Source organism: Flavobacterium sp. GCM10022190 (assembly GCF_042656445.1).
GTDB classification, from domain to species: domain Bacteria; phylum Bacteroidota; class Bacteroidia; order Flavobacteriales; family Flavobacteriaceae; genus Flavobacterium; species Flavobacterium nitratireducens.
In genome coordinates this window covers 1,270,941-1,291,497 of the sequence record NZ_JBHSOQ010000001.1, presented here as the reverse complement: position 1 = coordinate 1,291,497, position 20,557 = coordinate 1,270,941, and the positions used below count along the sequence as shown (strand labels likewise).

Here is a 20,557-nt window from a genome sequence, read left to right as displayed (position 1 = left end):
AATAATTGCAAATGGGATTTTTTTTCCAAGTAATTGCGAGGAACGAAGCAATCTCATAACGAGAGCAACTAAGTGTGCTAGCTTCGTTCCTCGCAATAACACTGCAAACTGTACCTGAAAACTAAAAACTGATACTGCACACTAAAACTAACATTCCAACACTTAACTCCTAACCTCTAAGTTCAAATTACATCCCCGTTCTAATAGCCTCTACAGGATCTAATCGAGAAGCTGAAATGGCTGGTAAAATCCCAGAAATCAATCCTATAATTCCCGCTAATCCAGTTCCCAAAAGAATATTTCCCATACTGAGAACAAATTCAAAATCCAGCGCTTTGGTTAATCCAAGGGCAATTCCCCAAACCATCAGCAAACCTATTAATCCGCCTATAACTGACAAAATAATGGCTTCAAACAAAAACTGAAACAAAATAAATCGGTTCTTAGCTCCTAATGATTTTTGGATTCCTATTAAGTGCGTGCGTTCTTTAACTGAAACAAACATGATATTTGCAATCCCGAAACCACCTACTAACAGCGAAAATCCACTAATCACCCAACCTCCTATTTTCATACTTCCTATAATTCCATCAATAAAATCAGTAAAACCAGAAAAAACATTAATGAAAAAATCATCAATTTCACCTGCTTTTATTCCGCGATAAGCTCTTAATTTTTGCGAAATTTCGGCCTTATAAGCTTCCATATCTACTCCATCAACCGGTTTAAAAATAATTACATTGGTCAAAGAGGTATTGTTATCACCAAAACTTTGTCGCACAAAATTAACAGGAATAAAAACGGCCGTATCATTACTCTGTCCAAAAATACTAGCCCCAATTTTTTTCAAAACCCCAATAACTTTAAAACGTTGTCCATACAAGCGCACTTCTTTACCTATTGGGTCCAAATCGTCAAATAAATTAGTCGCTATATCCTTTCCTAACACAATGACTTTAGCTCCTGAACTAGATTCAGACTCATTATAAAAACGTCCTCTTTCAAATTCCAAGCCCTGAATATCTATAAATTCATGCGAAACTGGTACAATATTTACATCACTTACTATTTTAGAATCGTATTTAATATTTTCTGATTTGGTAAAAATTTGATAGCCTAACTCTGCCGTATTCGTCATAGCCCCTTTCATATAAATATACTCATCGTATTTTACATTAGGAAATTGCTCGCGCTTCCAACTGGGAATATCAGATGGTCCAAAAGAAAATTTCATCAAATAAATGGTGTTTTTATCCAAGCCACTCAAATCGCTCGTGATTTTCTTATCCAGAGAATCGACAGCTGCTAATACCGCTATAATGGAAAAGATACCAATTGTAACTCCAAGTAAGGAAAGCAAGGTGCGTAATTTGTTATTTCGCAGTGCATTGATAGCAAAAGCAAAACTCTCTTTCAATAATCGAAGATATAGCAACATAAAAAATCTGTTTTTAATATGGTAAAATTCTGTAAATAATATTCAAAAACCTAATATAAAATTCTTTTAACACAATAAAAAACAGCGATTTCAACATGAAATAAAAAAAATGAAGCAATTGAAAATTATCTTATTTTTTGATAGCAAATTTTAACATTAAAAAACTATTTTTGCACTTTATAATTAAATCTATTCATGAGCACATCTAAAACAATTCAATCTGCATTAATTTCGGTTTTTTCGAAAGAAGGTCTTGAGCCTATTGTTAAATTATTATACAGCCAAAATGTTACACTTTATTCAACTGGAGGAACTGAGGAATTTATCAAAAATCTAGGCATACCTGTTGTTGCTGTTGAAAATATTACTGCTTTTCCTGAAATTTTAGGAGGTCGTGTTAAAACACTACATCCAAAAATCTTTGGAGGAATATTAAATCGTCAAGACAACGAAAGTGATGTTTCACAAATGAAACAACATGATATTCCACAGATTGACTTAGTTATTGTAGATTTATATCCATTTGAAAAAACAGTAGCTTCTGGAGCTAGTGAACAAGATATTATTGAAAAAATTGACATTGGAGGAATTTCATTGATTCGTGCTGCTGCTAAAAATTTCAAAGACACTGTAATTGTTCCATCGATGAACGAATATGCTTTATTCTTAGATATGATTACAAAACAAAACGGAGCAACAACTCTTGAAGATAGAAAATTATTAGCTACTAAAGCTTTCCACGTATCATCACACTATGACGGAGCTATCTTTGGTTACTTCAACACAGATGAAACAATCTACAAAGCAAGCATAGACAATGGTCAAGTATTACGTTACGGAGAAAACCCACATCAAAAAGGATTTTTCTTCGGTGATTTTGATGCCATGTTCAAAAAATTACACGGAAAAGAATTATCATACAACAACTTATTAGATGTAGATGCTGCAGTGAATTTGATTGGAGAATTCAAAAACGACGGACCTACATTTGCTATCTTGAAGCACAACAACGCTTGTGGATTAGCTTCAAGAAATACTATTTGCGAAGCGTATTTAGCTGCTTTAGCTTGTGATCCAACATCTGCTTTTGGTGGAGTACTAATTTCAAATACCACAATTGATGTTGCTACTGCAAAAGAAATCAACCAATTATTCTGCGAGGTTGTAATTGCTCCAGCTTATGAGGATGAAGCTGTGACTATTTTACAAGAAAAGAAAAACAGAATTATTTTAGTTCAAAACGATGTTGAATTACCACAAAGACAAGTTCGTACTTGTTTAAACGGACTTTTAATTCAAGATAGAAACAACATCACTGACAATAAAAACGATTTAACTACCGTTACCATTACAAGTCCAACTGAACAAGAAATCGAAGATTTGATTTTTGCATCTAAAATTTGTAAAAACACAAAATCTAACACAATTGTTTTTGCTAAAAATGGAACTTTAATATCTTCTGGAACAGGTCAAACATCAAGAGTAGATGCGTTACAACAAGCAGTTGAAAAAGCAAAACACTTTGGATTTGATTTAACAGGAGCTTCAATGGCAAGCGATGCTTTCTTCCCTTTCCCTGATTGTGTTGCTCTTGCAAAAGAAGCTGGAATTACAGCCGTAATCCAACCAGGAGGTTCTATTAAAGATCAATTAAGTATTGACTATTGTAACGAAAATAATTTGGCAATGGTATTTACAGGAACACGTCATTTCAAACATTAATTTGTTTAACTTTGTACGCTCCTAATTTTTAACTTTTAAACCCCTAAAAATCGTATGGGATTTTTTGATTTCATGACCGAGGATATTGCAATTGACCTTGGTACCGCTAATACACTAATTATTCACAACGATAAGGTTGTAATTGACAGCCCATCTATAGTTGCCAGAGACAGAATTACTGGCAAAATCACGCATGTTGGTAAGGAAGCTAACTTAATGCAAGGTAAAACGCATGAAAACATCAAAACCATAAGGCCTTTAAAAGACGGTGTAATTGCAGATTTTGATGCCTCTGAAAAAATGATCAGTATGTTTATCAAAAGCATACCAGCATTAAAAAAGAAAATGTTCACTCCTGCTTTACGAATGGTGGTTTGTATACCTTCAGGTATTACTGAAGTAGAAATGAGAGCTGTAAAAGAATCTTGTGAACGCGTAAACGGAAAAGAAGTTTATTTGATTCACGAACCAATGGCAGCAGCAATCGGTATTGGAATTGACATAATGCAACCAAAAGGAAACATGATTGTTGATATCGGAGGAGGTACTACTGAAATTGCCGTAATTGCATTAGGCGGAATTGTTTGTGATAAATCCGTAAAAATTGCTGGAGACGTTTTTACAAATGATATCGTTTATTACATGCGTACCCAACACAACTTATTTGTGGGTGAAAGTACTGCTGAAAAAATAAAAATTCAAATTGGAGCAGCTATCGAAGATTTAGAAACTCCTCCAGAAGATATGTCTGTACAAGGTAGAGACTTATTAACGGGTAAACCTAAACAAGTAGATGTTTCCTATAGAGAAATCGCTAAAGCCTTAGACAAATCAATTCAACGAATTGAAGACGCTGTAATGGAAACCTTGTCTCAAACCCCTCCAGAATTAGCTGCCGACATCTACAATACAGGTATTTACCTAGCAGGTGGAGGTTCTATGCTTAGAGGTTTAGACAAGCGTATTTCACAAAAAACAGATTTACCTGTTTATATCGCAGAAGATCCATTAAGAGCCGTTGTTAGAGGAACTGGAATGGCACTTAAAAATATTGGTAAATTTAAAAGCATCTTAATTAAATAAATCCATTTCTTAGAAAAGGAGATTATCATTAAGTTTATCTTTTATACTCAGCAAATCTGAAACTAATAACCAACTAAGAGAATGCAGCAAATATTTAATTTTATATTCAAAAACAGTAACAAGTTACTGTTTTTGCTGTTATTAAGCCTTTCGCTTTTGCTCACCATACAGTCTCATTCTTATCACAAAAGCAGAGTTATCAGCTCTGCCAATTTTTTAACAGGTGGTGTTTACGAAGAAATCAACAACATAACTGAATATCTAAACCTAAAGTCTGAAAATGAAGCTCTAGCACTTGAAAACGCCAGACTTAAAAGCATCATTTTCAACACTAAGGACACCACTAAAGTACCAATTCCTCATAACCTAAAAGGAACAGCACCAGATGACATCATTGTTTCTAAAGTAATCCACAACTCCTATAACCGACACGAAAATTTCCTAACACTTAATTCAGGTGCCAAAGATGGTGTAAAAACAGATATGGGTGTGATTAATAGTTTAGGGATTGTTGGTATTATTGACAAGACATCTCCTAAATATTCAACTGTAATTAGTATCTTAAATACCAAATCACAAATCAATGCTAAAATAAAGAAATCCAATCATTTTGGCTCTTTAGTATGGAACGGAAAAAACACGGGCTTTGTGCAACTTATCGATGTTCCTCGATTAGCAAATGTTAGAAAAGGAGATACCATTGTCACAGGTGGCCAATCTGTTATTTTCCCTGAAAATATCAATATTGGAACCGTTGACAAAGTATACAAAGAAGAAGAAACCAATTATTATGTTTTAAATATTAAGCTATTTAATGACATGACTAATTTAGGACATGTATACATCATTAAGAGTAAAGATAGAGATGAAGTTAATAATTTAGAAAAAGAAACCTTAAAAGATGAATAGCACTTTGTTACTCAATATACTACGGTTTATTTTATTATTAACTGTACAAATTGTCATATTTAACAACATGACATTTTTAGGATTTATATTGCCATTACCCTATATGCTATTCCTTATTTTATATCCTGTAAACTCAAACAAAGCTGGTTTACTAGTGAGTAGCTTTCTTTTAGGCTTAATGATGGATTTATTTTCAAACTCGGGTGGTATTCATGCAACAGCCTGTGTAGTTTTAGCTTATTATCGCCCTTATATTTTTAAATTTGCCTTTGGTGTTAGTTACGAATACCAAACCATAAAGTTAAATGAATCTTTAACTCCTGAAAGGTTTACCTTTATACTTCTAGCTGTGGTATTGCATCATTTTACCCTATTTATCTTAGAAGCCTTTCAAGTAAGTTTCATTTTAGACATTTTACTCAGAACATTATTGAGTACCGTATTTACAATTATTAGCTGCATTATAATAATTTACCTTATTAAGCCAAACAAACGATGAGAAAACTACTGCTGCCTTCTATAATTATTGTTGCAGCATCTTTGCTCCTAATTCGGATTTTTTATTTGCAAATTATCAACGATACTTTCAAATTAAAATCAGAGAATAATGCTATCAAGATAAAATATGAATATCCTGAAAGAGGCTATATATACGATAGAAATGGCAAACTTTTAGTTGCCAATCAAGCTTCTTATGATATCATGGTCATTCCAAGAGAAATTAAAAATATAGACACCTTGGAACTTTGTCAATTATTAGACATCAGCAAAGAAGATTTTTTAAAAAAGATAGAAAAGGCAAAAGTTTACAGTCCTAGATTACCATCAGTATTTTTGCCTCAATTAAACAAAACCGAATACGCAGCCTTTCAGGAAAAGATTAGAAAATTCGAAGGTTTTTATGTTCAAAAGCGTTCACTTCGTGACTATGAAGTCGATTTTGGCGCCAATATATTTGGTTTTATCACTCAAGTTAACGAAAAGACGATTAAAAAAAACCCTTATTACAAAAGCGGTGATTTAATTGGCAAACAAGGAGTTGAGGAATATTACGAAGATATTTTACGCGGTGTAAAAGGGGTAAAATATTTCCTTAAAGATAAATACAATAGAGAAATTGGTTCTTATAAAGATGGAAAATACGATACCATTGCTGTACAAGGGGAAGACATCAACCTAACCATTGATGCTGATATCCAGCGTTACGGAGAACAATTAATGATAAACAAAAGAGGTGGAATTGTTGCAATTGAACCTAAAACAGGAGAAATTTTAGCATTGGTAACAGCTCCTTCCTATGATCCATCAATTTTAGTAGGTAGACAGCGTTCTAAAAACTATACACTTTTGTATCGTGATTCGATTGCAAAACCATTATACGATAGAGGATTACTTGCCGAATACCCTCCAGGTTCACCATTTAAAATCTTGACAGGTTTAGTGGCACTACAAGAAGGGGTAGTCAACGAACAATTCACTGTATTTTGTCACCATGGATTTAGCTATGCTAGAGGCCGTTTTATGCGATGCCACTGTCATGGAGGTGCGTTGCAATTGCATCGTGGCATTTATGAATCGTGCAATGCTTATTTTGGAACCGCTTACATGAGAACCATTAACAAATATGTAAAACCATCTTACGCAGTAGATGTTTGGAGTAATCACGTAAAAAGTTTTGGACTAGGAGATTATATGGGTTATGATTTACCTACAGGAAGAAGAGGAAGTATCCCTACATCTAAAACATACAAACGCATATATCCTAATGGTGGATGGCGAAGTACTGCGATTGTATCTAATGCTATTGGACAGGGTGAAGTTTTAACAACACCTATCCAATTAGCCAATATGATGGCAACAATTGCAAACAGAGGCTATTACTACACTCCTCATATCATTAAGAAAATTAAAGGCGAAAAAATAGACCCTAAATTCAAAGTCAAACACGAAACTACAATTGACAAAAAACATTTTGATCCAATTATAAGCGGATTATTTGATGTATATAATTTAGGAACCGCTAGAGGACTTAGAGTAGATGGCATTGATATTTGCGGAAAAACAGGTACCGCAGAAAACTTTGCAAAGATTGATGGTAAAAGAGTACAGCTTGAGGACCATTCCATATTTGTTGCATTTGCTCCAAAAGATAATCCAAAAATTGCAATTGCTGTGATGGTAGAAAACGGAGGATTTGGTGCTACAATTGCAGGACCAATTGCCAGCTTAATGATTGAAAAATATTTAAGAAAGAAAATCACAAGAACCGATTTAGAAAAAAGAGTACTTGAAAAGAGTTTAAGAAGTGAATATGCAAAATTAGGTGGTGTCAAAGAAGCTAGTGCTATAGAGACTACACCAAAAGATTCATCGAGTATAAAAACGAAAGAGATTAAAACAAATTTGGCAATAGATACCACCAAGAAAAAAATTAACTAAGCGATTCATTCACAAATGAAAAATCAAAGTGTAAAGAAAAATATTGATTGGATATGTGTTATTATTTATAGCACCTTAGTGATTTTAGGGTGGCTAAATATCTATTCATCTTCACTATCCTCCATTGAAGACACCTACATAAAGCAATTGATTTTCATTACTTTTACTATTCCTTTAATTTTTATAATTCTAGCTGTTGATGGTAAATTTTACGAAAAATATGCTAGTGTAATCTACATAATTGGATTACTCTCTCTTGCCGGATTATTTGTTTTTGGTAAAACCATTAAAGGACAAACAAACTGGTATTCCTTTGGTTCGTTTGGTCTTCAACCTTCCGAGTTTGTAAAAACAGCTACGGCTTTAGCAATTGCTAAATACATGAGTGATAGCCAAATCAATCTAAAAGACACCAATAGACAATTCCAAGTCCTTTCCATTTTAGGGTTACCAATACTTTTAATTGTTCCTCACGATCCAGGGAGTGCATTAATTTATAGTATCTTCCTAGTTGTTTTATACCGTGAAGGATTACCTGCTTGGTACATTTGGACCGGATTTATAGCTATACTTTTATTCGTTTTCACCTTGATTTTTGAAACACAATATGTTATTTTAATGGCACTTATTACTATTGTCATTGTGTATTTCAAATCCAGATTAGCCGATAGAAATATCGTTGCCAGTAGCATCATATTTGTTCTTATTTCAGGATTTGTATTATCCGTTGATTATGTTTTTAACAATGTATTTAAACAACATCATAGAGACCGTTTTAATATTCTATTAGGCAAAACAGTCGATTTGAAAGGGATTGGATATAACACTAACCAATCGGAAATTGCAATAGGTTCCGGCGGTTGGTTTGGAAAAGGATTTTTGGAAGGCACTCAAACCAAAGGAGGATTCGTACCTGAGCAACACACCGATTATATTTTTACAACGGTTGGTGAAGAATGGGGATTCATAGGCTCATTAGTTGTTATTGCCTTATTTGTGACCCTACTATTAAGAATTATATTCCTTGCTGAAAGACAAAAAACCAAATTCAGTCGAGTATATGGTTATTGTACCGCTGGTATTTTATTCATTCATTTCTTTGTAAATATCGCTATGGTTATTGGAATTTTCCCGACCATTGGAGTACCTCTACCTTTCTTTTCGTACGGAGGATCCGGTTTATGGGGATTTACCATTTTACTTTTTATCTTCCTTAAAATGGATGCTAATAAAGTGAATGAGTGGTAAAGAAATCGCTCTTCAAAGTTACTTTCTTAGCCACGAATCAATAGCAACAGTCTTTTCCAATCTGTTTTCTATCTGATCTTCCAGTTTAGGAAAGAAATCAATTCCTGTTAAAGATTCAATTTCATCTACAGAAACAACATAATCAAAAATAGACCTAGTACTTTTTTCATTAGGCACTAAAAAAGCAATTAATTTATAATTCCCATTGCTATGATTTAAAGCAATTTTGTAGAAATAATTAGGTACAACAACTTTTTCTCTACCAATTGTTCTTTTACTTCCTTTAAGTACTCCACCAGTGACGATAAAAAGTCCGTCGAATTTAACTGCCCAAAACCTCATTTTTTGCTCTATTCGATTCCAGATACCGGAATTAAATTCAGGCTGCTGAGGACTAATATTTGAGGTATAAAAAGTATCATTATAAGCATCTAAATCAAACTCCATATCGGCAGCAGGACACAAATGCCCTTTATCATAACCTGATTTCTTGTAATTTCTCCAATCAGCCGATTGAGTAAGCACTTTTGGATCTTCTATAAAAAAAGGGCGCTTAAAATCGCTATTCTTTACATAATGTTTCTTTAAGGAATATGCTACCCATTCGGCTTGTTCGGCGGCTTCATTATAAGACAAAGTAAAATAGTGGTGATACACTATTTGGGATTGAGTGGCTTTAGGCAAGTAGTCAATATCAGAAGCAGTAGGTAAATGAGATTGAGTTTTAAAATCAATTTCAATTTTATTTGATTTACCAAAAAGTTCAATTTGTAAAACTTCGTTTTGTTTACAAGCCAAAAGCAACATTACAAAAGCCCCTAAAATAATTACGAATTTTGTATTCATTTATATAACAGTAAAAGAAAAACGCTCTGAAATTAATGGTTTTCAGAGCGTTCTTTATATCATTTCAAATCGATTAGGATTTAGCTAATTTTTCTTTTTTTAATTTATTAGCAGGGATAACATTTTTCTTCAAGTTAACTCTGGTTTGTAAGTCATCTAAAACATTTAAAGCTTCTTCTATATAAATATCTTTAGATAAACTTTCGTGCCAACGTTCTCTTTTTTCTTTTAAGATATTGTCTTTACTCATTTGTTCTAATTCATGAGGTAAAGATGTAAATTTTAAATTGTTTTTGTAATCAAAAATTGGTTTGAATTTTTTAGCTTTTTCTTCGATAGCAGCTTGTACTTTTCTAAACTTATCAATATTTAAGCTATACTCATTTTCGTCACTACGAGCATCAATCCATTTTGCGTTTTCATCTATTAATTTGAATTGCGGATTTGCTGCAATACGCTCTTTACTATTTAAAACAGCCTTATTAAAATTTTCATTGCTTTTCCAAACACTATATTCAGCAGGATCAATTTTATCCCATGGCATTGCGTTTTCAACATCACGCTCTCCCATTTTTAAATACGAATAACGATCAGGCATAACAACATCACTGCTTACCCCTTCTAATTGTGTTGAACCTCCGTTTATTCTATAAAATTTTTGAGTAGTGGTTTTAAGCGCACCTAAATCACCTAACTCATTACTACGAACAAATTGATTTAAATCGATGACGTTTTGAACTGTACCTTTACCATAAGTTTGTTTACTACCAATGATTACACCTCGCTTGTAATCTTGAATAGCAGCGGCTAATATCTCAGAGGCTGATGCTGAGAAACTATTAACCATAATTACTAATGGGCCATCCCATTCAATTTTTTTATCTTTATCGTATAAAACCTCTTTCTTTCTACCTGCCGATTTGATTTGAACAATAGGACCTTGTTCAATAAATAAACCTGCAATATCCACTACGGTAGACAAAGAACCTCCCCCATCATCACGAACATCTAATACAATTCCGTCAACCTTAGCTTGTTTTAATCTTTCCACCTCAATGGCTATATCTTTACCTGCATCTCTTCCATCTTTATTTTCAAAATTGATATAAAATTTAGGCAAGTAAATCACTCCATATTTAAGTCCGTTTTTATCAACAATACTTGACTTTGCGTAAGTTTCTTCAATTTCAACCACATCTCTGATGATAGAAATTACTTTTATAGTTCCATCCACTTTTTTGATAGTTAAGCGAACTTCAGTTCCCTTTGGACCTTTAATTTTCTTAACCACATCGTCTAAGCGCATACCCACAACATCAACAGGCTGATCTTCTCCTTGGGCTACTTTAATAATTAAATCTCCAGCTTCTAATTCTTTACCTCTCCAAGCTGGACCTCCAGAAATTAATTCAGAAATCTCAGTATAGTCATTTTTCTTTTGTAAACGAGCTCCAATTCCTTCCAATGTTCCACTCATACTTACATCAAAACGCTCTTTTTCTTCAGGAGCAAAATAATTCGTATGTGGATCAAAACGAGCTGTAATTGAATTTATATAAACCGAAAACCAATCATTTCGATCTAAATCTTTCATAAAACCAAAATATTCATCCAAAGATTTAGAAGTAGAAGTACGTGTTTCTTTTTCTAATTCTTCGAAAGATTTAACTTCAATAACGGCTTTAGAATCGTCTTTTTTTGTTGCTTCTGATACAGCATCCTCATCCGAAGTAGATGTAGGATTACTAAGCATATCCGTTTCTTCTTTAGAAAGCTTTCCTTTATTTTCTTGCAATTTCAATCGGTCTGTCAATGAAGAAAGAGTAGTTAATTTTAATTGCTTTCTCCAACGCTCTTTTAATTCAGCATTTGTTTTTGCATAAGGTGCTTTTTCATAATCCGTATTAAAACTTTCGTCTATAGTATAATCAAAAGGATTTTTCAAAATCTCTTTATATACATCTTGACTTTCTTTCATTCTTTGCATTAAACGGTCGTATGTTAATGAAAAAAAACTTAAATCTTTATTCATCAACTGATCATCCAACTCTAATTCATATTTTGCAAATTCATCAATATCTGATTGTAGAAAGAAACGTTTCGAAGGATCTAATGCCTGAATGTAATCTTTATACACTCCTTTTGAAAAATTATCATCAATAGTAGCTGGGCTGTAATGTCCTTTTTCAATAACGAATGTCAACAATTCCAATAGCAATTTATCTTTATCCGTTTCATCACCTGAAACTGATTTCATTTTAAATGCAAACAATGTTACCGATAGAAAAACTATGGCAAGTAGTATTTTATAATTTCTCTTCATAAGACTAATAATAGTATTCATTCATTTTTTAAACTAAGTTAAGGGAAATTCTAAGCCAACAATGATAAGGCTTCTATAATTTTTTGTTAAAGATATAAAATTGTTCTTTTCTTAATCCTAATAATCTTCGAACTCAATAAAATTTATTTACTTTGTTTGAAAATAAGATACTTCCCAAACAATTTATCAAAAAATGAGCCAAAATAAACCCCTAATATTAATTACTAATGACGATGGAGTTACCGCTCCGGGTATTCAAGCTTTAATTGCTGTCATGTCTGAAATTGGAGAAATTGTAGTGGTTGCACCGGATAAACCGCAAAGCGGAATGGGACATGCAATTACTACCAATGAAACCTTATATTTAAATAAAATTTCAACTGAAAAAGATGCTATAGCCATTTACAGCTGCTCTGGCACACCTGCCGATTGTGTTAAAATTGCCACTAACGAAGTCGTAAATAGAAAACCTGATTTATGTGTTTCAGGAATTAATCATGGCTCAAATTCTTCTATCAACGTTATTTACTCTGGAACGATGAGTGCCGCAATCGAAGCTGGTATTGAAGGGATTCCTGCAATAGGCTTTTCGCTATTAGACTTTGATTGGAATGCAAATTTTGAAGAAATAAAGCCTTTTATTCGCAAAATCACTTTAGAAGTTCTAGCTAATAAACTACCAAAAGATGTGGTTTTGAATGTAAATTTCCCAAAACTAAAACAGGAGGAAATCAAAGGCATAAAAATTTGCCGTCAGGCCAAAGCTTATTGGAAAGAAAATTTCCATAAAAGACAAACCCCTCAAGGTCGTGATTATTATTGGCTTTCTGGTGAATTCATAAACCAAGACCATGGCGAAGACACCGATGAATGGGCTTTAAAAAACGGTTATATTTCAATCGTACCCGTTCAGTTTGACCTCACAGCTTATCATGCTACCCAACAACTCAACACTTGGAATTGGAAACAATAAACCATTAAAAGAGCATCATACTTGATTCCTGAAAATGGAATAAGTAATTTTGAATACTTATAAAATTAAAAACTAACAATGAAATACTACATCATAGCAGGAGAAGCTTCGGGCGATTTACATGGTTCTAACCTAATGAAAGCGCTTTTAAAACAAGACAACAAAGCTGAAATCCGCTTTTGGGGAGGTGATTTAATGCAGGCTGTGGGTGGAACATTAGTTAAACACTATCGCGATTTAGCTTTTATGGGATTTGTAGAAGTAGTATTTAATTTGAAAACCATATTAAATAACATTAAAATCTGTAAAGAAGACATCTCTCGATTTCAACCCGATGTAATTATTTTTATTGATTATCCCGGTTTTAATATGCGAATTGCCCAATGGGCTAAAGAAAGAGGAATTAAAACCCACTATTATATTTCTCCTCAAATTTGGGCATGGAAAGAAAGCCGAATTAAAGCCATCAAAAGAGATATTGATAAGATGTATGTGATTTTGCCTTTTGAGAAAAACTTTTACGAAGACAAACACCACTATCCTGTAGAATTTGTAGGTCATCCACTAATTGACGCTATCCAAAATCAAAAACCAATTGATGCTGCCACTTTTAGAACAGAAAATCAATTGAGTGAAAAACCAATTATTGCTTTACTTCCTGGCAGTAGAAAACAAGAAATCACTAAAATGCTTTCAATCATGCTAAGTGTTGTTGATGATTTCCCTGAATACCAATTTGTAATTGCCGGTGCCCCTAGTCAGGAATACGAGTTTTACAAAACCTTCATAACCAAAAAGAACATCAAATTCATTTCGAATAAAACCTATGATTTGTTGAAAATTGCACATGCAGCATTGGTTACATCTGGAACAGCTACCTTAGAAACAGCACTTTTTAAGGTTCCAGAAGTTGTTTGTTATAAAGGAAGTTGGATTTCCTATCAAATTGCGAAACGTATTATCACCCTGAAATACATTTCATTAGTAAATTTAATCATGGACCAAGAAGTAGTAACTGAATTAATCCAAGATAATTGTAATACTAAAAACATCAAAAAGGAGTTAACTAAAATACTAAACCCTGAGTACCGAAAAAATCTTTTAACCCAATACGATACCTTGGAACAAAAATTAGGAGGAACAGGGGCTAGTGAAAAAACAGCTCAATTAATAATTTCTGATTTAAATGTTTAAAAAACTAGTAACCCCACTACTACTATTACTACTATTACCAGTGGTTTTCACCTCTTGTAAATCTACTTCGGCAAGCACATCTAAAAGCAACAATCGATTAGCCGAGCAAATTATCGAATCGGCATCCGATCATTTAGGTGCACCCTACAGAAGCTCTGGAACTACAAAATCTGGATTTGATTGTTCCGGTTTAGTGTACTCCACATTTAGCCGCTTCGACATCAAACTTCCTAGAAGCTCATCAGAACAAGCCAGAGTGGGAATCGATTTAGGAAGAGACTTTTCTAAAGCTCAAAAAGGCGATTTAATATTTTTCAAGACCAACAATCGAAACCAAATTAATCATGTGGGAATTGTAATTGAAGTAAAAGACGATGAAATACAATTCATCCATTCTTCAACATCAAAAGGAGTGATAATCTCCTCGACTAAAGAAGCTTACTACAAAAAAAGCTTTGTAAAAATCAATAGAATTTTATTATAAGAAACTAAATAATTAAAGAAAATTAGTACTTTAGAATTATGAAAGTACTACATTTTCCATTGGCCAGAATTAGCATTGGTTTTCTACTAGGAATACTAGTGGCTTATTACTGGATTCCTAATCCTAAATATATTTTTGGACTACTAGTACTTTCATTCATTGGTTTATCACTTTCTTTTTGTTCTTCAAAGCCAACTTGGACTAGTAAATTCTGTTTTGGATTACTTTCCTATCTTATTTCCTTTTTGATAGGTATGACCAGCGTAATAGTTCAAACCGATACTTTTCGAAAGAACCATTACAGCCATTTTAACTCAAAAAACAATAAAGAAGTGCTAGTTAGTCTAGTCATTCGAGAAAAATTTAAAAACATACAAAACTATGACCGCTATGTTGGCATCATTCAATCAATTAATAACCAAAAATATTTCGGAAAAATTCTGATAAATCTTCCTAAAAGGAAATACAATAAAGCAATTGAAGTAGGTACAATTATACAACTCCGAACCCAACTTTTACCCAACAAAAAGCCTAAAAACCCGAATCAGTTTGACTACAGTAATTACCTAAAAAACAAACAAATATATGTCCAAATCTTTGCTAATCCTGAATCTATTAAAATAGCTCATCAAGCTAGAAAAGACATCTGGTATTACACTGCTAAACTGAATTCAAAAATTACTAAAAATCTAGAAATCAACCATTTTAACCCTGAAGCTTTAGCGATAGCAACTGCATTAATTTTAGGACAGCGTCAAGAAATTGCTCCTGAAATCATCCAAGATTATCAATATGCAGGGGCTGTTCATATTTTATCAGTCTCTGGTTTACATGTGGGTTTTATTTTTTTATTCTTAAATTTTATACTCCAACCCATTCCAAACACCAGGAAAGGCTCATTTTTAAAATTATGCCTCATTTTAACTAGCCTTTTTTCATTTGCCTTAATAGCAGGCCTATCTGCTTCAGTAGTGCGTTCTGTTACCATGTTTTCATTTGTAGCCATAGGTTTTCATCTAAAAAGAAACGTCAACATCTACCATACGCTAATTGTTTCTATACTTTTAATTTTACTTTTCCAACCGTACTTTCTTTTTGACGTAGGTTTTCAACTCAGTTATCTTGCTGTATTTTTTATCATTTGGTTTCAACCTATTTTACAATCGTATTGGCAACCCAAAAACAAATTCATCAAATACTGCTGGGATATTCTAACCGTTTCATTTGCAGCACAAATAGGTACTTTGCCTCTAAGTTTGTATTATTTCCATCAGTTTCCTGGACTATTTTTCATAACAAACTTAGTAGTAATACCTTTATTGAGTGTCATTATGCTTTTAGGTGTACTAATTATGATTTTAGCAGCTTTAAATGGGCTTACAATTTGGCTAGTAAAACCATTTGAATGGAGCATACAAATACTAAATCAAATTATTCATTTTATTGCCTCATTTGAACAATTCATCATTAAAGACATTCCTTTTAATGGACTGTTTCTTATTTTCAGCTATATTGTAATCATCACAACAATTCTTTGGTTTAAAAAAACTCATTTTAACCAACTCCTATTTGTACTTGTATCCATCATTAGTTTACAAGCAGCACTAATACTTAACAACTGGCGTATTGCTCAGCAAAGCGAATGGATTGTTTTTCATTTAAAAAAGAAGACACTTCTGGTTCAAAGAGAAGGAAATGAAGTGTACACCTATAGCAATGATTCTACTATTACCGAAAACAAGTCGCTAAAATCCTATTTGATTAATCATTTCAGCCAAATAAAAAAGAAAGAACCACTAAGACATACCGCCTATTTTAATGGCAAAAAAATATTAATTTTAGATAGCTTAGGTATTTTTCCAAAAAATTCAAAACCTGATATTGTGGTACTGACTCAAACACCAGAAGTCAACTTAGACCGTTTTCTCCAAACAGTAAAACCTAAAATAATCATTGCAGATGGTTCCAATTACCAATCTATACTAAAACAATGGCAGAAAAGTTGTGAAAAACAAAAAATCCCTTTTCATGCTACTGCCGAAAAGGGATTCTTTCAATTAAACTAAATTATATCATTTCTGATTCAAAATTCCGTTAGCAACTTCTAACCAAGCAGTTGGTCCACCAGCAACGTAACCTGTTCTTCCTAAACCTTGAAAATTCACTCTCCCATCTGTATTAGTAGCATTTGCAAAAAACACAGTTGGATATCCTTGAACGCCAAAAGCTTCCTGTAATTCCGAATTTTGTTTCTTAATTTCTAGCGATTGAGGAACCGCACGAGGATAATCTAACTCTACTAAAACCACTTTTTCTTTTGCCCATTTTTTAAAATCTGGGGTTAGAAAAACTTCTTTTTGCAAACGAATACACCATCCGCACCAGTCACTTCCTGTAAAAAAAAGAAATAATGGTTTATTTTCCTTGTTACTTACAGCAACTGCCTCTTTCACATCTGTATACCACTTTAATTCCTGTGCTTGAGACGTAACAAGACCACAAAAGAATAAAGCAATTAAAAAAATTTTCTTCATAATTATAATAAGATTGATACTATGTAAACAACAAAAATACTGCCATTATTTTTATTTAATGCCATGCATTAATTTTTTCATCACAGGATTTAAAGCGATTACGATAAGACCTGCTACAATAGGAACAATGGTAAAAATCAAAAAGAAAGTTGACAATGAATAGGTTTTAGTAATATTTTCAATTTGTCCTCCAAGAACTGCTGCTAATTTATTTCCGATTGCTATAGCCAGATACCACATTCCAAACATGAAAGCAATCATTCTTGCAGGCACTAATTTAGAAACATAAGACAAACCTACTGGCGACAAGAATAATTCACCAAGAGTATGAAATAAATAAGCTAAAACTAACCAAATAGAAGAAACTTTTACACCTTCTTGAACACCATGCGAGCCATAAGCCAACAAACCAAAACCAATAGCCATAATGATTAATCCTAAACCATATTTAGTTGCTGCAGGTGGATTAAACTTACTATCCCAAATTTTAGAAACCATTGAAGCTAGAGCAATAATAAAGAAAGAGTTCAAAATAGAAAACCAACTTGGGTCAATTTCTGAAGCTTCTTTACTAAATTCATTATTCAACATCCACAAAGCGATAATCCAAACCAAGATAAAAGTAACCGCTAAAATAACCACTGAAGAAGTAATTTTTTTCCAAGTCTGTTTAGCTAATAAAATCAACACCCATGAAATAATTACCAAAGGAACTATAGTCAATAAGGTATTAATTGTATTAAAAACAGTTAACGAAGTTCCTTCTAAAGATCTATCTACATTATCTCTAGCAAAAATAACCAATGAAGAGGCTCCTTGTTCAAAAGACATCCAGAAGAAAATAGTAAAAAATGCAAAAACAATTACAGCAATCATTCTATCTCTCACCACTGTTGTGTAACGTAATAGTCGAGAAATTACTAAGAATAGAAACAATGCTAAACCAACTAAAGCAACAAAAATAGAACCGTCTAATCCTGCAATAGTAAATGGAAATAAATTGATATGTCCTATTTTAGAAAGTGGATCATTAAAAGCATACAATAAACCTATTAAAGTTGAAATTACAATTAAAGCATAATCAATAACTGTAAAGGGATTAGGTCTATCTTCTGGATTATCAGAAAGTTTATTTTGCTCAATAATAGCTTGTTTTTTCTCTTCTGTAGGTTTATCCCCAATTCCTCCAAATAAAGGTTTTGCCATCCAGAATTGGAAAGTCCCCAATAACATAAAAACTCCAGCTAAACCAAATCCCCAACGCCAACCTAAATTAGAAGCCAAATAACCGCAAAGCATCATTCCAAAGAAGGCTCCGGCATTTACCCCCATATAAAAAATAGTATAGGCACCATCTTTTTTCTCTGGGAATTTTTTATACATTTCAGATAAAATAGAAGTCATATTAGGCTTAAAAAAACCTGTACCCAAAACCAATAATCCTAAACCAATATATAACATTAAAGGAGTATCCATAAACATGGCCAAATGCCCCAAAGTCATTAAAACGGAACCCAAAACTACAGCCCAACTATAGCCAAGATATCTATCGGCTATTATTCCTCCAAAAATAGGTGTAATATACAGTAGCAAAGCATAAGTTCCATACAAGGCACCCGCATTCTCTGCATTCCATCCCCACCCTGGATTATCACCTGTCAAAGAGGCCGTTAAAAAAAGAATAAGCAAAACACGCATTCCGTAAAAAGAAAAACGCTCCCACATTTCAGTAAAAAACAACACAAAAAGGCCTGCAGGATGACCTAAAACATTATTACTAAAAAACTGATCTTTTGAATTTTGATCCATATTATAAATATTAATTATTTAATTCTTTATCTACCCCGTGCATTAATTTTTTTATAAAAGGCGAAATTAGTAATAATAAAAAGCCAACGCCTAATCCTGTATAAAATAAGTATTCAAACAATACTAAATAAGTTTGCTTAGCCAAATTCAAATCGGGAGCCATTCCATTTGAAGTATCTACAGAAGCAATATTAGCTAAAATCGATGCTATAAATTCAGAACTTGCCGTTGCTAAAAACCAAACCCCCATCATAAAACCTACAATTTTCACTGGAGACAATTTGGTTACTGCTGAAAGCCCAACAGGTGACAAACACAATTCCCCACAGGTGTGTAAAAAATAAGTAAGCACTAACCAAATCATGGCTACTTTCCCCATTCCGGAAATCGATATTCCGAACACTAAAGAACCAAATCCCAAACCAACTAAAAGTAAGGCTACACCAAACTTCACGGCCGCATTAGGATTGTATTTACCCAATTTAACCCAAAACCATGCAAATACAGGTGCTAATAAAATAATAAATAAAGCATTAAAACTTAAAAACTGTCCTGCTGAGAAGGTATGCCCGAAAACCGTTCTATCTAATATTCTATCAGCGAATAAATTTAAAGAAGTGTAAGCTTGCTCAAACAAAGCCCAAAAAATTACAGTAAAAACAATCAATATTGTTAAAGCAATAAGCTGCTCTCTAGCTTTTCTATCCAATTGGGTGATACTATAATAGATAATATAAACAACTGAAAGTGCTCCTGCTACCATCAAAGAATAAGAAACCACCTCATGGCGTTGCACCATTTGCCAAAACACTAAAGCAGATAAAAAACTCAAAGCATAAATAATCCATTCTATTTTTATACCTAAATATTTATTATCTAAAACAGCTGGCACTTTTGACTCCCCTTTTCCTTGCAAATATTTTTTACCTAAAATAAACGTAATCAAACCTAATGTCATTCCAATACCAGAAGCCCCAAATCCATAGCTCCATCCATAAGTTTCTCCTAACCAAACACAAATTATAGTTGCTAGAAATGACCCTAAATTGATTCCCATATAAAATAAAGTAAAACCAGAATCTCTTCTTTTATCACCTACTTCATAAAGTTCACCTACTAAAGAAGAAATGTTAGCTTTTAAAAAGCCCACCCCAACAATAATCAAGGATAATGAAAAATAAAAAAATTGCAAGGCTACCTCGTCTCGACTAATCTCACCTGTGACTGATTGTGTGGCAGCATTCCCCTCATAAGCCATACCTAAATGTCCTAAGACAAGCATTATTGCCCCAAAAATAATTGCTTTTCTAAAACCCAAATATTTATCCGCTAGAAATCCTCCTATAACAGGGACGGCATAAACCAAAGCAGCATAACTCCCTATCAATAAATTACCATTTGAATCTGAAAAAAGATGATATCGTGTTAAATAGAAAATGAGTAATGCTTTCATCCCATAAAAGGAAAATCGCTCCCACATTTCGGTAAAAAACAATATTAAAAGCCCAACTGGGTGTCCAAAAAATTCTTTCTGTTTTGGTAATGAATCACTCAT

16 protein-coding genes are annotated in these 20,557 nt (G+C 33.0%); 10 read left to right on the top strand and 6 right to left on the bottom strand.

Translation table 11 applies throughout. The annotated features are described in order from the left end of the window. Positions 1-187: 187 nt before the first annotated feature. Positions 188-1,438 (bottom strand): ABC transporter permease, encoded by a 1,251-nt coding sequence (locus tag ACFPTQ_RS05320; protein ID WP_379774782.1) that lies wholly within the window; start codon positions 1,436-1,438, stop codon positions 188-190. A gap of 195 nt (positions 1,439-1,633) precedes the next feature. Here ACFPTQ_RS05320 and purH point away from each other — a divergent pair, with 195 nt between their 5' ends. The 6 genes from purH (at position 1,634) to rodA (ending at position 8,839) form a co-directional block, all read left to right on the top strand. Next, positions 1,634-3,160 (top strand): bifunctional phosphoribosylaminoimidazolecarboxamide formyltransferase/IMP cyclohydrolase, encoded by a 1,527-nt coding sequence (purH, locus tag ACFPTQ_RS05315; protein WP_379774780.1) that lies wholly within the window; start codon positions 1,634-1,636, stop codon positions 3,158-3,160. 54 nt (positions 3,161-3,214) lie between these two features. Beyond that, the gene (locus tag ACFPTQ_RS05310; protein ID WP_379774777.1) at positions 3,215-4,243 is read left to right on the top strand and encodes a rod shape-determining protein; all 1,029 of its coding nucleotides are present in this window, start codon (positions 3,215-3,217) and stop codon (positions 4,241-4,243) included. 81 nt (positions 4,244-4,324) lie between these two features. Continuing rightward, positions 4,325-5,152 (top strand): rod shape-determining protein MreC, encoded by an 828-nt coding sequence (mreC, locus tag ACFPTQ_RS05305; protein ID WP_379774774.1) that lies wholly within the window; start codon positions 4,325-4,327, stop codon positions 5,150-5,152. Then, positions 5,145-5,651: a rod shape-determining protein MreD gene (locus ACFPTQ_RS05300; RefSeq protein WP_379774771.1), complete on the top strand. Its 507-nt coding sequence runs from the start codon at positions 5,145-5,147 to the stop codon at positions 5,649-5,651. Before mreC ends, ACFPTQ_RS05300 begins: the two co-directional genes overlap by 8 nt. Further along, entirely contained in the window at positions 5,648-7,591 is a 1,944-nt protein-coding gene (gene mrdA / locus ACFPTQ_RS05295) for a penicillin-binding protein 2 (protein WP_379774768.1), read from the top strand. The genes ACFPTQ_RS05300 and mrdA overlap by 4 nt, the downstream gene beginning before the upstream one ends. A gap of 15 nt (positions 7,592-7,606) precedes the next feature. Continuing rightward, positions 7,607-8,839, top strand: a complete 1,233-nt coding sequence (rodA, locus tag ACFPTQ_RS05290) for a rod shape-determining protein RodA (protein ID WP_379774766.1) — start codon at positions 7,607-7,609, stop codon at positions 8,837-8,839. 18 nt (positions 8,840-8,857) lie between these two features. On the opposite strand, the gene ACFPTQ_RS05285 is transcribed toward rodA, so the two are convergent. Beyond that, positions 8,858-9,685, bottom strand: coding sequence for a DNA/RNA non-specific endonuclease (locus tag ACFPTQ_RS05285; protein WP_379774764.1), 828 nt, complete (start codon positions 9,683-9,685; stop codon positions 8,858-8,860). 73 nt (positions 9,686-9,758) lie between these two features. Then, positions 9,759-12,029 carry a carboxy terminal-processing peptidase gene (locus ACFPTQ_RS05280; protein ID WP_379774761.1) on the bottom strand — a complete coding sequence of 757 codons (2,271 nt, stop codon included), beginning with the start codon at positions 12,027-12,029 and terminating at the stop codon, positions 9,759-9,761. A 172-nt stretch (positions 12,030-12,201) separates the two neighbouring features. Between ACFPTQ_RS05280 and surE the strand changes: the two genes are divergently transcribed. The 4 genes from surE (at position 12,202) to ACFPTQ_RS05260 (ending at position 16,725) form a co-directional block, all read left to right on the top strand. Next, complete coding sequence (surE, locus tag ACFPTQ_RS05275) at positions 12,202-12,981, top strand: 5'/3'-nucleotidase SurE (RefSeq protein ID WP_379774758.1); 780 nt, start codon at positions 12,202-12,204, stop codon at positions 12,979-12,981. Between the two features lie 78 nt (positions 12,982-13,059). Further along, on the top strand, positions 13,060-14,175 hold the full coding sequence (lpxB, locus tag ACFPTQ_RS05270) for a lipid-A-disaccharide synthase (protein ID WP_379774756.1): 1,116 nt from the start codon (positions 13,060-13,062) through the stop codon (positions 14,173-14,175). Then, the gene (locus ACFPTQ_RS05265) at positions 14,168-14,659 is read left to right on the top strand and encodes a C40 family peptidase (protein WP_278034165.1); all 492 of its coding nucleotides are present in this window, start codon (positions 14,168-14,170) and stop codon (positions 14,657-14,659) included. The genes lpxB and ACFPTQ_RS05265 overlap by 8 nt, the downstream gene beginning before the upstream one ends. Before the next feature lie 38 nt (positions 14,660-14,697). Continuing rightward, on the top strand, positions 14,698-16,725 hold the full coding sequence (locus tag ACFPTQ_RS05260) for a ComEC/Rec2 family competence protein (protein WP_379774753.1): 2,028 nt from the start codon (positions 14,698-14,700) through the stop codon (positions 16,723-16,725). A 6-nt stretch (positions 16,726-16,731) separates the two neighbouring features. Here the strand turns inward: ACFPTQ_RS05260 and ACFPTQ_RS05255 are convergent, their stop codons facing one another. The 3 genes from ACFPTQ_RS05255 to ACFPTQ_RS05245 are packed head-to-tail and all read right to left on the bottom strand — an operon-like array spanning position 16,732 to position 20,557. Beyond that, complete coding sequence (locus ACFPTQ_RS05255; RefSeq protein ID WP_379774750.1) at positions 16,732-17,193, bottom strand: thioredoxin family protein; 462 nt, start codon at positions 17,191-17,193, stop codon at positions 16,732-16,734. A 51-nt stretch (positions 17,194-17,244) separates the two neighbouring features. Next, the gene (locus tag ACFPTQ_RS05250; RefSeq protein ID WP_379774747.1) at positions 17,245-19,002 is read right to left on the bottom strand and encodes a peptide MFS transporter; all 1,758 of its coding nucleotides are present in this window, start codon (positions 19,000-19,002) and stop codon (positions 17,245-17,247) included. A 10-nt stretch (positions 19,003-19,012) separates the two neighbouring features. Then, on the bottom strand, positions 19,013-20,557 hold the full coding sequence (locus ACFPTQ_RS05245; protein WP_379774745.1) for a peptide MFS transporter: 1,545 nt from the start codon (positions 20,555-20,557) through the stop codon (positions 19,013-19,015).

Excerpts from the sequence above, each read along its gene's own strand:
- ACFPTQ_RS05320 (WP_379774782.1), bottom strand. The coding sequence starts at position 1,438 with ATGTTGCTATATCTTCGATTATTGAAAGAGAGTTTTGCTTTTGCTATC.
- ACFPTQ_RS05300 (WP_379774771.1), top strand. The coding sequence starts at position 5,145 with ATGAATAGCACTTTGTTACTCAATATACTACGGTTTATTTTATTATTA.
- ACFPTQ_RS05310 (WP_379774777.1), top strand. The coding sequence starts at position 3,215 with ATGGGATTTTTTGATTTCATGACCGAGGATATTGCAATTGACCTTGGT.
- ACFPTQ_RS05250 (WP_379774747.1), bottom strand. The coding sequence starts at position 19,002 with ATGGATCAAAATTCAAAAGATCAGTTTTTTAGTAATAATGTTTTAGGT.
- ACFPTQ_RS05285 (WP_379774764.1), bottom strand. The coding sequence starts at position 9,685 with ATGAATACAAAATTCGTAATTATTTTAGGGGCTTTTGTAATGTTGCTT.
- rodA (WP_379774766.1), top strand. The coding sequence starts at position 7,607 with ATGAAAAATCAAAGTGTAAAGAAAAATATTGATTGGATATGTGTTATT.
- mrdA (WP_379774768.1), top strand. The coding sequence starts at position 5,648 with ATGAGAAAACTACTGCTGCCTTCTATAATTATTGTTGCAGCATCTTTG.
- ACFPTQ_RS05265 (WP_278034165.1), top strand. The coding sequence starts at position 14,168 with ATGTTTAAAAAACTAGTAACCCCACTACTACTATTACTACTATTACCA.
- purH (WP_379774780.1), top strand. The coding sequence starts at position 1,634 with ATGAGCACATCTAAAACAATTCAATCTGCATTAATTTCGGTTTTTTCG.
- ACFPTQ_RS05260 (WP_379774753.1), top strand. The coding sequence starts at position 14,698 with ATGAAAGTACTACATTTTCCATTGGCCAGAATTAGCATTGGTTTTCTA.
- ACFPTQ_RS05280 (WP_379774761.1), bottom strand. The coding sequence starts at position 12,029 with ATGAATACTATTATTAGTCTTATGAAGAGAAATTATAAAATACTACTT.
- ACFPTQ_RS05255 (WP_379774750.1), bottom strand. The coding sequence starts at position 17,193 with ATGAAGAAAATTTTTTTAATTGCTTTATTCTTTTGTGGTCTTGTTACG.
- ACFPTQ_RS05245 (WP_379774745.1), bottom strand. The coding sequence starts at position 20,557 with ATGAGTGATTCATTACCAAAACAGAAAGAATTTTTTGGACACCCAGTT.
- mreC (WP_379774774.1), top strand. The coding sequence starts at position 4,325 with ATGCAGCAAATATTTAATTTTATATTCAAAAACAGTAACAAGTTACTG.
- surE (WP_379774758.1), top strand. The coding sequence starts at position 12,202 with ATGAGCCAAAATAAACCCCTAATATTAATTACTAATGACGATGGAGTT.
- lpxB (WP_379774756.1), top strand. The coding sequence starts at position 13,060 with ATGAAATACTACATCATAGCAGGAGAAGCTTCGGGCGATTTACATGGT.